The sequence below is a fragment of the Kitasatospora phosalacinea genome, assembly GCF_000717185.1.
In the GTDB taxonomy this organism is placed as follows: Bacteria; Actinomycetota; Actinomycetes; order Streptomycetales; family Streptomycetaceae; genus Kitasatospora; species Kitasatospora phosalacinea_A.
In genome coordinates this window covers 61,387-73,096 of record NZ_JNYE01000011.1, presented here as the reverse complement: position 1 = coordinate 73,096, position 11,710 = coordinate 61,387, and the positions used below count along the sequence as shown (strand labels likewise).

General features: G+C 70.1%; 13 protein-coding genes. 12 read left to right on the top strand and 1 reads right to left on the bottom strand.

Annotation, left to right across the window (positions count from 1 at the left end; genetic code table 11):
- Positions 1-58: 58 nt before the first annotated feature.
- The 9 genes from OO57_RS06790 (at position 59) to leuE (ending at position 8,640) form a co-directional block, all read left to right on the top strand.
- Positions 59-2,497, top strand: coding sequence for a phage tail tape measure protein (locus tag OO57_RS06790; protein WP_033251373.1), 2,439 nt, complete (start codon positions 59-61; stop codon positions 2,495-2,497).
- Positions 2,498-2,500: 3 nt separating this feature from the next.
- Complete coding sequence (locus OO57_RS06785) at positions 2,501-3,400, top strand: phage tail domain-containing protein (RefSeq protein WP_033251372.1); 900 nt, start codon at positions 2,501-2,503, stop codon at positions 3,398-3,400.
- A gap of 15 nt (positions 3,401-3,415) precedes the next feature.
- Positions 3,416-4,561, top strand: a complete 1,146-nt coding sequence (locus OO57_RS39180) for a hypothetical protein (protein ID WP_051776765.1) — start codon at positions 3,416-3,418, stop codon at positions 4,559-4,561.
- A gap of 26 nt (positions 4,562-4,587) precedes the next feature.
- Complete coding sequence (locus tag OO57_RS06775; RefSeq protein WP_033251371.1) at positions 4,588-5,691, top strand: hypothetical protein; 1,104 nt, start codon at positions 4,588-4,590, stop codon at positions 5,689-5,691.
- Entirely contained in the window at positions 5,692-6,417 is a 726-nt protein-coding gene (locus OO57_RS43620; RefSeq protein WP_158715037.1) for a hypothetical protein, read from the top strand. It abuts the gene before it with no gap.
- A gap of 76 nt (positions 6,418-6,493) precedes the next feature.
- On the top strand, positions 6,494-7,276 hold the full coding sequence (locus OO57_RS43615; protein ID WP_051776760.1) for an N-acetylmuramoyl-L-alanine amidase: 783 nt from the start codon (positions 6,494-6,496) through the stop codon (positions 7,274-7,276).
- Between the two features lie 29 nt (positions 7,277-7,305).
- Positions 7,306-7,536, top strand: coding sequence for a hypothetical protein (locus tag OO57_RS06760; protein WP_033251370.1), 231 nt, complete (start codon positions 7,306-7,308; stop codon positions 7,534-7,536).
- Positions 7,533-7,850 (top strand): hypothetical protein, encoded by a 318-nt coding sequence (locus tag OO57_RS06755; protein ID WP_033251369.1) that lies wholly within the window; start codon positions 7,533-7,535, stop codon positions 7,848-7,850. Before OO57_RS06760 ends, OO57_RS06755 begins: the two co-directional genes overlap by 4 nt.
- Before the next feature lie 130 nt (positions 7,851-7,980).
- Positions 7,981-8,640, top strand: coding sequence for a leucine efflux protein LeuE (gene leuE, locus OO57_RS06750; RefSeq protein ID WP_033251368.1), 660 nt, complete (start codon positions 7,981-7,983; stop codon positions 8,638-8,640).
- Between the two features lie 90 nt (positions 8,641-8,730).
- Here leuE and OO57_RS06745 read toward each other — a convergent pair whose 3' ends face one another.
- Complete coding sequence (locus tag OO57_RS06745) at positions 8,731-9,774, bottom strand: Scr1 family TA system antitoxin-like transcriptional regulator (RefSeq protein WP_051776758.1); 1,044 nt, start codon at positions 9,772-9,774, stop codon at positions 8,731-8,733.
- Between the two features lie 155 nt (positions 9,775-9,929).
- On the opposite strand from OO57_RS06745, the gene OO57_RS06740 reads away from it, so the two are divergent.
- From OO57_RS06740 to tgmA, 3 genes are all read left to right on the top strand, one after another.
- A complete protein-coding gene (locus OO57_RS06740) occupies positions 9,930-10,112 on the top strand; it encodes a hypothetical protein (RefSeq protein WP_033251367.1) in 183 nt (60 codons plus the stop codon).
- 135 nt (positions 10,113-10,247) lie between these two features.
- Complete coding sequence (locus OO57_RS06735) at positions 10,248-10,805, top strand: hypothetical protein (protein ID WP_033251366.1); 558 nt, start codon at positions 10,248-10,250, stop codon at positions 10,803-10,805.
- Between the two features lie 79 nt (positions 10,806-10,884).
- Positions 10,885-11,670 carry a putative ATP-grasp-modified RiPP gene (tgmA, locus tag OO57_RS43610; protein WP_051776756.1) on the top strand — a complete coding sequence of 262 codons (786 nt, stop codon included), beginning with the start codon at positions 10,885-10,887 and terminating at the stop codon, positions 11,668-11,670.
- Positions 11,671-11,710 lie beyond the last annotated feature (40 nt).

Sequence of the window (11,710 nt, the reverse complement as noted above, 5' to 3'; positions counted from 1 at the left end):
GTTTCCCCGGTCCGAGTCATCCGGCGCAGGTTGCGCTCGGCAAGGGGGGTGAGCAGCCTTGGCGCTCACCGTCGGCGAGCTGCTCGCCGTCATCGACGTCGATGACTCCGGCGCCGAGCAGGGCCTGCGCCGCACCGAGCAGGGCGTGCGCCGCACGGCGCAGGTCGTCGAGGACGAGGCCCGCCGCGGCGGCCGGGCGGCCGGGCAGGAGCTCGGCGACGGCATCGCCGACGAGGCCGAGAAGGGCGCCGACAAGGCCGGCGGAGGCATCGCCGACGCGCTCGGCAAGGTCAAGGGCGCCCTGATCGGCGGCGCGATCGGCGCAGCGGTGATGGCCGGTCTGCACGAGGCCGTCGAGCAGGACAAGGGCACCGACCTCCTTGCGGCGAAGCTGGGCGCGAGCTCGGCCCAGTCCGCCGAACTCGGCAAGGCGGCAGGCGCGTTGTTCGCCGGCGCCTACACCGACAGCGTCGAGGCCGCGAACGAGGATCTTCAAGCCCTGTGGCAGCAGGGCCTCGTACCGGCGAACGCCACCTCCGCCGAGCTGACCAAGGTCGGCGGGCGGCTGCAGCAGGTCGCCGACATTCTCGGCGACGACGTCGGCCCGACCGCGACCGCGGTCGGGCAGATGCTCAAAACGGGAATGGCCAAAAGCGCCGACGAGGCGTTCGACATTCTCGTACGCGGCGAGCAGCTCGGCGCCAATAAAGCCGAGGATCTCCTCGACACATTCAACGAGTACCCCACGCAATTCCGGGATTTGGGAATTGGTGGGGCGCAGGCGATGGGCCTTATCCATCAGGGCCTGCAAGCGGGTGCCCGCGATGCGGATATCGTCGCGGACGCTTTCAAAGAACTGAATATCAGGGTCAAGGACGGGAGCGCGGCCGACGGGCTCAAGTCTCTTGGCCTGAATGCGGACAAGATGGCCGCTGCCTTCAACAAGGGCGGGCCGGCGGCCAATGCCGCGCTGGACCAGATCATGGACCGGCTGCGGCAGGTCAAGGACCCGACGGAGCGTTCGCGGCTGAGCTTCGCTCTGCTGGGCTCGCAGGCCGAGGACCTGTCCGGCGCATTGTTCTCGCTGGACCCGTCGGCCGCGGTCGCCTCCCTGGGCGCTGTCGACGGGGCCGCGGCGAAGGCCGGCGACACGATGCGCGACAACGCATCGACCAAGCTCAGCGTCTTCACGCGGTCGCTGCAGCAGGGGCTCGTCGAGGTGCTCGGCTCCGAAGTGGTGCCCGCACTGATGACGGGCGCCGCGTGGGTCGGCCGGGTCGGCGACACGCTCAAGAGCGGCGCCGGATTCGTCCGCGAGCACTCCCTCGCGTTCTCGATCGCGGCCGGCGTGATCACTGCGGTGATGCTGCCGACGCTGATCGTGCTTGCGGCGCAAGCCACCACGACCGGTGTCAGCGTCGTCGCCTCGTGGGTGGCGCAGAGCGCCGCGGCCGTCGCCAGCGGCGTCCGCTTCCTGGCCACCAACGCGGTGATCCTGGCCGGTTGGATCGCACAGGGCGCCGGCGCGGTCGGCGCGGCTGCGCGGGTCGTCGGCGCCTGGGTGCTGATGGGCGTGCAGAGCCTGCTGCAGGCCGCCCGGATGGCCGCGGCCTGGGTCATGGCCATGGGGCCGGTGGGCTGGATCATCGCGGCCGTCGTCGCCCTGGTCGCGCTGGTCGTCGCCAACTGGGACACCATCCGCTCCGCGACGGTCGCAGCCTGGGATTGGATTTGGACCAAGGTCAAGGAAGTCGCCGGATTTCTCGTCGACCTCTTCATGAATTTCACCTTGGTTGGCTTGCTGATCAAGCATTGGGATTCGATCAAGTCCGGTGCGGCAACCGCCTGGAATGCGGTAGTTGATTTTTTCTCCTCCATCCCCGGCCGGATCGTCCAATTCTTTTTGAACTGGACTCTCGCGGGATTGATCATCAAGCACTGGGATTCGATCCGTACCGGCGTGGCGGAGAAGGCGGGCGCCCTGCTCGCCTTCGTTCGCTCGCTGCCGGGCCTGATCGCGGACGGTGTCGGCAACCTGGGCTCGCTGCTGCTGGACAAGGGCCGCGACGTCGTGCGCGGCCTGTGGTCGGGCATCCAGTCCATGGGGTCGTGGCTGCGCGACACCCTGATGAGCTGGGCGAAGAACCTGATCCCCGGCCCGATCGCCAAGGCGCTGGGCATCCACTCGCCAAGTCGCGTCATGGCCAAAGCAGTTGGCCGCTGGATTCCCGCCGGCATCATCCGCGGGATCGAGAGCGGGCAGGGCGCGCTCACCCGCACCATGCGCAACCTGGTGGACGTCCCCACCCCGCCGGACATCACCGCTTCACTCGGCATCTCCCCAACCCCCTTGGCTGCGGCCCCGGTTGGCGCCGGTGTGTTCGGCGCGGGCGGTGGGCCGCTGGTGCAGATCGACAACTGGCACGCGGCGCCCGACCAGTCGCCCGACCAGACCGCCGCCGCGCTCGCGTGGCAGATGAAGGGCCGGGGGTGGTGAGCCATGCCTGCCGGCGACCGCGTCACCGCCCCCGGTCACATCCAGTTCGGCGAGCTGCTGCTCGGCCCCGGCACCCCGTACCGGTGGCGGGAGTTGCCCGGGTGGGAGGACTCGCCGGCCCTCGACTCCGGCACCACACCGCGGCCGTCCGCCCACGGTGCCTACCCGGGCGACCTGTGGGCGCAGCCGCGGACGATCACCGTCGACAAGCTCACCATCCGGGCGCCCGGCGGCCGGATCGGCGCCGCGATGCGGGAGTTGAAGGCGGGCACCGCGCTGAGCGAGGACGAGCAGCCGCTCGTCGTGATGCTCGACGAGCGCGGGCCGCTGCTGGTGTGGGCGCGCTGCCTGCGCCAGGCGATCCCGATCGGGAAGGGCTACCGCACCGGCACCGTGGCGGGGTGCGCGCTGCAGTTCGAGGCGAGCGACCCCCGCCGGTACTCCCTCGACGAGCAGTCCGCCGAGACAGCCCTGCCCCGGGACGAGGCCGGCCTCGACTGGCACGTCACCGCCGACCCGGCTACCGAGAGCCTGCTGTCGCTCGATCTCGGCTCCGCCGGATCGGCCGGCACCCTCACCGTCACCAACGCCGGCGACGCGCCCGCCCCCGCGGTGCTCGCCTTCCGCGGGCCCGTGTCGGGGCCGTCCCTCACCGACACCGCCACCGGCCGCACCTGGTCGTACGACATCGAGCTCGCCGCCGGCGACGAGCTGCTCGTCGACGGCGCCACCGGAGAGGTGACCCTCGCCGGCGCCTCCCGGCTCTACACCACCACCGGCGCCCCCGAGCAGCTGCTCGTCGTCCCGCCCGGGGTGAGCGAGTTCGCGTTCCGGGCCGCGCCCGACACCCCCATCGACCCCGCCGCCCGCGCCGTCCTGCGCTGGCGACACGCCTACTGGTAAGGAGGTGGTGTCGCCGTGACCGTGCGCGCCGTCTGGCTTCCCCCGGCCGGACAGACCCGGGCCGACACCCGCGCCGCCCCCACCGGCACCATGACCCCCGCCGGCCCGCTCACCACCGCCCCCGGCATCATCCCGGGCGGCAACCCCCTGAACCTCACCGGCACCGCCGCCATGCAGGCGCAGCTCGACGTCGGCCGCGCCGTCGTACAGGGCACCACCGCGCAGGGCGCGTACGCCGCGGTGGTCACCGCCCCGGAAGTCCTCACCTTCGACCCCGGCCACGCGCAGTACGACCGGTACGACCTGGTCGTGCTCAAGGTGTACGACACCCTCTACGACTCGACCGGCAAGAGCCTGGCGACGGTCGAAATCGTGCCCGGCCAGGCGACCGCGGCCCCGCAGCCGCCCGCCGCCCCGGCGTGCTCGCTGCCGCTGTGGCAGGTGAAAGTGCCCGCCGGCATCTCCGCCGGCAACGGCGGCATCACCTGGGCAAGCGCCGTCACCGACCTACGGGTGTTCACCGTCGCGGCCGGCGGCGTCCGCCCCGACGCCTCCACCGTCCCCGGCGCCTACGTCGGGCAACTGCGCGACACCGGCGCCCGGATCGAACGCTGGTCAGGAACGGCCTGGGTGCCCTACCCGGCCGCGCTCGGCGGCATCGCCCCGAGCTCCCTCGCCTCCGGCTCGTACAACGGGCAGTTGCGCGACTCCAGCTACGGCCCCGAACGCTGGAACGGGACCGCATGGTTGCCGTTCGGGAACTGGACCGGCTACACCCCGACCTGGGCAGGGCTGAGCGCGCTCGGCGCCTCGACCGTCGGCGGCCGGTACTGCCGGATCGGCAAGCGCGTGGAAGTCATCGCGTGGATCAACTGGGGCACCGGCAGCTCGCTGGGCACCGGCGGCATCACGGTCTCTCTGCCCTTCCCCTCCGCCGACCCGGGCTCGGCCGTCGTCGGCTGGCAGGGCGCCGGACGCCACGTCGACGGGTCGGGCCCGTGGCACGCCCTGCAGCCCACCGTCGACCGCGCCGCGAGCATCGCAACGATCTTCGCCACCCGTGGCAGCGACCTCGGGTGGTTCACCCCCGGCTCGCTCGGCTACGGGTGGGCTGCGAACGGCGCCAACATGCGCATTCAGATCACCTACGAGGCCGCGTGACCTAACACGCCTTTGGGGGTGGCCAGTTGAGCATCCGCACCCCGTACCGCGTCCTGATCTGCGACCTGCGCTCCGACCAGCTGCTCGACGTCCTGCCGCTGTGGGACGTCTCCCTAGACGAGTTCCTCGGCCGGACCGGCACCCTGTCGGGCGCCGTCCGGATCACCGACCGCCGCCTCGCCGCCCGCGCCCGCGACGCCCTCGTGCCCGGCCGCACCGCCCTGTGGGTGGAGCGCGGCGCCGACCTGTGGTGGGGCGGAATCCTGTGGACCACCAGCCTTGGCAGCGACAGCCGCGGATACCTCGCGCTGCAGCTCCAGGCCGCGACCTGGGACAGCTACCTTGCCCGCCGCATCCTGTACGACTCCCAACTCGCCAACGGGATAGATCAGTTCGACATCGTCCGCGACCTGATCGACTACGCCGCACAGCAGCCCGGCGGCGACATCGGCATCGAGTACGACACGGTGCTGTCCGGGGTCACCCGTGATCGGGAGTACTCCCGGTTTGACCTGCCGATCATCCGCGACCTGATCGAGCAACTCGCGCACACCGAGCGGGGGTTCGAGTGGCGGATCGCGTCCGTCCGCGACCCTGACTCCGGCCGGCGGGTCAAGCTGCTGCAGATGGGCAGCCCGGTCATCCGCGCCGGCGCCCACGAGGTGGTGCTCACCCACCCCGGACCGATCCTCTCCTACACCTGGCCCACCGACGCCACCGGCCAGGCCAACACCTGGCAGTCGCGCGGGAGCTCCGTCAACCGCAACCAGACCGCCGAGTCAACTCCCCTGCTGTCCGAGCTGATTGTCGACGAGGACGACGTCGCGGCCGGTTGGCCGCGCCTCGACGGCAGCTCCGACTACTCCACCGTCGAGCAGCAGGACACCCTCGACGAGCACGCACGGGCTGACGCCGCCGCCCGCCTGCACCCCCTCACCGTCCCCGAGCTGACCGTGCGACTCGACGGCCAGATCACCCCCGCGCTTCTCGGCGCGACCGCCCGCGTCCGGATCACCGACCTGTGGTGGCCGGACGGCATGACCGACCGATTCCGCATCGTCGGATGGTCGGTCACCCCACCCCAACGCGGCCGACCCGAGTCGGCCAAACTCCTATTGGAGGCAAGCTAGTTGGCAGCCATCCCGCAGGATCTCCTCGACCGAATCCGCACCCTCGAACGCACAGTGCGCGAGCTGACCGGCCGATCTCAGACCCGCCCCGCCCTCGACCAGATCCAGCACGGACAGGTCACCATCGGCGAAGGCGGCACCCTCACCGTCAAGGACGGCGACGGAACCGCCGTCCTGCACATCGGCGACGTCCTGCCCAACCACCCCGATGGCAGCCCGCAGTACGGCCTACTGCTGCGCCGCGAAGACGGATCGCTCGCCCTGTCGATGTGGACCGACGGCATCGTGCCGCAGGGCCTCGACATCTGGGACTCACGCGGGCACGTCATCTTCTCCGAGGACCGGAACACGGGCGGACTCGCCCGCCCCTACCTGCAGACCCCGCTCTACCCGTCCAACGACCTTGAGCGGTACACGTGGACCGACCAGGGGAGTCCCTGGGCCATGTGGTCCGGCGACCACGTCCGCCACCACCCGAAGTTGCTCACCGCCTTCTATCTGCAGGCCGACAGCGGGACCGTCGGCCGCGCGCAGATCTACATCGACGACGTCCCCTGGGGCTCCGTCCACGAGACCAACGGCGGTTGGGACTACGCCGCCGACGGCCCGCTGCTGTGCCCCGGCAACTACATGGACTACGTCACAGTCGAAATCCGGGCCTGGCGCGTCTCCGGCTCCGGCCGCGTCCGCGTCTGCCCGAGCTCGATCATCGGCGTCCAGTCCTGACCTGACCCGCCCCACCACTTCACGCCCCCGTGCCGCACCGGCCCGGGGGCTTTCGCATGCCCGGAGGAACATCACCTTGGCCCGCTTCGACCGCGCCACCTGGCGCCCCGTCATCAACCGCACCCCCAACGGCCGCACCGAGCAGCGCGGCCTCGTCCTGCACGTACAGGCCGACGACACCAGCCCGTTCGGATGGTTCAACCAGTCGTCCAGCCAGGCAAGTTCCGACTTCTGGGTGAGCAAGAGCGGCTCGATCGAGCAGTACGTCGACACCGGCTCCGACCGCGCGTGGGCGCAGGCCGCCGGCAACCGCGTGTACGCCAGCGTCGAGACCGAGGGGTACCCGTCCGAACCGCTCACCCCTGCGCAGATCGAGGGCGTCGCGCAGATCTACGCCTGGGGCGCCCGCCTGTGGGGCTGGCCGCTGCAGGTCGTCGACAACACCACCGACCGCGGCCTGACCTGGCACGGCGCCGGCGGCTCCGCGTGGGGCGGACACCCCGACTGCCCCGGCGAGATCCGCAAGGCGCAGCGCGGCGCGATCATCGCGCGGGCCGCCGAATTGCTCGGCGCCCCCACCGCCCCGACCGCGCCCGCCCCGCCCACCCGGCCGGCCCCGACCGCTCCCGCCTGGCCCGGCCGGTACATCTCCCTGCGCTCCCCCTACATGCGGGGCGACGACGTCCGCCGCTGGCAGGAACGGATGCGCGCCCGCGGCTGGCAGCTCGACGTCGACGGCGTCTACGGCCCGAAGTCCGCCGCCGCCGCCCGGGCCTTCCAGATCGAAAAGCGCCTCACCCCCGACTCGATCATCGGCCCCGCCACTTGGGCCGCCGCCTGGACCGCCCCCGTCACCTGATCACCCCACCCGAGAGGAAACGATCTGCCTTGACCGAGACCACCCGCCGCACCATCCGCACCGGCCTGCAGACCCTGTTCGGCCTGCTCGCCGCGCTCCCCCTGCTCGTCTCCACCGCCGGCATCCCGCAGACCGTGCCCAGCGTCGCCCTGGCGCTCACCGTCGCCACCGCCGTCACCCGCGTCATGGCCCTGCCCGTCGTCGAGCAGCTGCTGCCCGCGTGGCTGCGCACCCCGTCCAAGGAGGACACCGACCGTTGAGCAACGCGACGACCGGCGTCGACCACCTCGACGCCCTCGTGCTGTGGTGCGGCGCGGTCGTCGCCATCGCCGGTGCCGCCGGCCTGCTCTGGCGCGTCGCCCGCGGCGCGCACCGGCTCGCCCGTCGCGTCGAGGAAGTCGTCGACGACTGGGCCGGCACCGACGAGCAGCCCGGCGTCATGGCCCGACTCGACCGGATCGAGGGCAAGCTCGCCACCGTCGAGCACGAGCTGCACCCCAACAGCGGCAGCTCGCTGCGCGACGCCGTCGACCGCGTCGACCAGCGCACCGCCCGCCACCTCGACCCCCCGTAGGCACGACTGCGCCCCCTGTACCGGCCGCGTGCCGGCGCAGGGGGCGCTCTGTTTTTTTTCCGTTGGATGGGGCTCAACCTGCGCTTACGATGATTCGGCCTCCCTCACCCTCGCGCCGGAAGGAACCGCCGTGTTCGGCGTCACAGACCTCGGAACCTACATACTCGGGGCGCTCGTCATCGTCCTACTGCCGGGCCCGAACTCCCTCTACGTTCTGTCGGTCGCGGCCCGGAAGGGCATCCGTACGGGGTATAGCGCCGCAGCCGGCGTGTTCCTCGGCGACCTGACGCTGATCTCCCTGACGTCCCTCGGTGCCGCTTCCCTGCTGCGGGCGAACCCCGCTGTGTTCGCCGTGGTGAAGTTCGGCGGCGCGGCCTACCTGTTGTGGCTGGGCATCGGCATGTTCCGATCGGCTGTCCAGCTCTGGCGCGAGCAGAGGAACGGTGCCTCGTCCGACGAGGACGCGCCGAGCGTGGAGTCGGCGACGGAACGCCCCTTCCGCCGGGCGCTGATCGTCAGCCTGTTCAACCCCAAGGCGATCTTGTTCCTGCTGTCGTTTTTCACACAGTTTGTTGACCCATCGTATGGAATGCCAGCCCTGTCCTTCGTCGTGCTGGGCGGCATCCTGCAGACGTTCAGCATGCTCTACCTCTCCACCCTGATTTTCGCCGGCACTGCTCTGGCGACTGCCTTCCGCCGCCGTCGTCGGCTGTCCGCCGGCCTCACTTCCTCTGTCGCCGTCCTCTTCGCAGGCTTCGCCGCGAAGCTGGCCGTGTCATCGGCGACGTAGCAGCATGCTTCCCGGCAGCTGCCTTACAAGCACTGCGCCCCCTGCACTGGCTACGGCCGGTGCAGGGGGCGCCTTCGTCGTTGTGTGGGGTCAGACCTCGCCGAACGCCCCCGTGCCGACCTCGGTAGCGAATGTCTCCCAGACCGCCGGAGGAAAGGCCAGCAGTGGCCCGTCGGGGTCCTTGCTGTCGCGCACAAGCACTACCCCATGAGAGGCGATCAGGTTCAGTGCCGGTTGGATGCACTGCCCGCCGTTGCTGTCGCTGTAGCTGGAGCTCTTGAAAATAGCGACTGCCCGGAGCGCCTCGACGCCGGTCGGCTGTGACGACATGGGATTGACCAGTCCTTCCATGACACGACGGATCAGAGCGGCCGATTCCGCAACAGAGAGTGCACTGCCGCGAAGCTGATCATAGGCCCGAAAGAAGCGTTGGACTTCTCCCGGATCAGTGGTGAAGTGGCCACTGTTCAAGCTCTCTGAGTAGAGGTGTCGCTGACCGTTCGGCATGGTCAAGAGCGTGAACGAGGTACCTGCGGGTGTGCGCTCGCCCAACGCCAGCGGAGCAACTTGGATGACGATGTTCGGGCGCTTCATCAGCTCCAGCAGGTGGGCGAGTTGGCGCCGCATCACCTGCGGACCACCAACAACCCTCCGGATCGCGGCTTCATCCACAACCACGACAAGCCGCGGCCCATCGTCGGCGAGGAACCGCGCCTGCCGACTCAGTCGAGCTGCGACGCGCCGCTCTATCTCCTCCGGGTCGGGATCAACCTGGCCTCGTCCGAACAGTGCCGCTGCATAGTCAGGGTGCTGACACGGTCCTGCGATCAGGGTGATCGAGTAGTCGAGTACCTCGTCGGCCAGCTTCTCCCGGTCGGCAAAGACTCGGAACCACTCGGGGTGGGCGACCTCCCGGTACCACCCCACGCGGCCGTAGGCGTTCAACAGGAGCCCATCGGCTCTGAGGAGTTCATCAATCTGTCGCACCATCTCAACGGCCGGCACCCGCTCGCCCGATACGAACCGACTGACGAGGGAGGCATCGCAGTGAAGTTCGCGGGACAGGCCAGCAATGGTGAAACCAGCCTTCACCCGAAGCTCGCCTAGCAACCAGCCGAACGCAGCCGGTGTCATGTCTGTCGGATTCTGATCTCTATCGACAGTACGACGAGCCAACTCCCGCCCCCCAAGCGATCATGACAGATAGTCAGTGTCATGGTTCTTCGTCTGGTCACCGTACCGCCTCCTGCCGATGCTGGTTACGCACCGACGACAGAACGGAGCAGGCGGTGAGCAACGGCAGGGCCGATTACGCACCCAAGGTCGGCGACCCCATCAAGGACATGACCAACGGCGGCAAGGTCGGCGAGTGCGTCCACATCAACGGGGACACCATCCACTGGCGCCCGCCGGGCGGCGGCTGTGAGCGCTTCCTTCCGCGCTCGGAGGTACGGCCCGCTGATGCGGCCTAGGACGCTCGTTCGCGGTTCGTCGCGTGTCGCAGAGTTCTTCGACGGCGCCGGCCGAGCGAGAGGGAATCCACCTCGGCCGACCCCTCGGACAGCGCCGCAGCCGGAGCCCGAACCGACGACAGAAATGGAGAAGTTGTGAGCAGCGAAGGCACGTTCCCGGGGACCGATCTCAAGGCCGACCCGCCGCCGGCCCGCCTGGGAACGCACGTGGTGTTCACGGTCGACGCGAAGGCCGCGAACGGCCAGCAGGAGACGCTGGTGTGCCTCGTGTACAAGGACACCCTGCACACGCCGCGCTGGGGCCTGCCGGGCGGCACCTGGGGGGAGTTCGACCACGAGTCGCCCGTTCACGCCGCCGCCAGGCTCGTCCGGGTCCGGCTCGACAGCGACGCCGGCGTCTCACCGGTTGTGATCGGGGTGGACTGGGTTCCGCGGGACCGTTACGCCCCGGGGGTGAACGTGGTTCTCGACGGCGGCGAGCTCACGGACGTTGCGGCGAACCTGATGCGGCCGACGCCCGGTAGCGGGTACGGCGAGGTGCGGTTCGTGGCGGTCGACAAGCTTGACACGGTCGTGATCGACCAGCACTCCAAGCGGCGCATCGTCGCCGCCCTGGAGGCACGGAAGGCCGGCCGGGGGTTCCCGATGACCCAACTGGGCGTCCCTCTGCCGGACGTGGTCCGCTCGGCCTGACGCCTCACGCACACCGCCCGCCCCTGGGCAGGTCACGTTAGGCGACCAGCCTCCAATTCGCGCCGCGGGAAGGAGAGTTGTGCCGGTACAACAGCGCCCTTGGTCGGCGGACTTCCGGTTTCATGGCGCCGGCCACCCCATCGAGGGCAACGCAACCGGACTCAACTGCGACACCCTCGCTGACAAGTTGGCGAACTTCGCCGCTTCCGCCGGACTCGACCCGGATGTGCTGGCCCTGCTCTGTTTCCGCCTCGTCGATGACATGGGACCGGCGTGTCGGAAGTACGGCACTTGGGCCATGGTCGACGACCTCAACGGCGTCGACGTGATCGCGGTCTGCCGCGAGCCGGACGTACCGCACGTCCCCGACCCCACATCCATTCGCATCCGCTACGAGACCGGCACGCCGCTGCTGTGGCTGGCGCTGAACGAGCGGATCAGCCCGCTCCGAATCGCCCGGCTCATGACCACCTGGGGCATCCCCCTGCGCCGTCCCGGGTCGTCCAAGGCCGCCCGGCAGTTCCGCGCCGCGCTTGCGCGGTTCGCGGCCGAACACACCAACCCAAAGAGGAACGCAGGCATGGCGCTCGCCACCGGCACCAACACCCGCCCCGCCCCGTGGGGACTCCGCAGGATGAAGCCCTACCCCGCCACCGACCCCGTCCCGGGTCCGCCGCCGACGCCACTGATCGACAGCGGGACACAGGTCGCGGTCGTACAGCACCTCGACGGGCGCGGCCCGTTGATGGGATGGACCGCCACAGACCACCCGATGGTGACGAGCACGGGTTCGCCGGACAGCCAGAACCCCGGCGGTGATCACGACGTGGAGCACAACTACGACACAGACCAGGACGGCTACTGACACCGGCCGTCGCGCGTCCACAGTTGGCGACGCCACTTCC

What these genes read in the sequence shown, in the direction of transcription:
- OO57_RS06785 (WP_033251372.1), top strand. Translation starts at nt 2,501, where the DNA reads ATGCCTGCCGGCGACCGCGTCACCGCCCCCGGTCACATCCAGTTCGGC.
- OO57_RS06745 (WP_051776758.1), bottom strand. Translation starts at nt 9,774, where the DNA reads ATGACACCGGCTGCGTTCGGCTGGTTGCTAGGCGAGCTTCGGGTGAAG.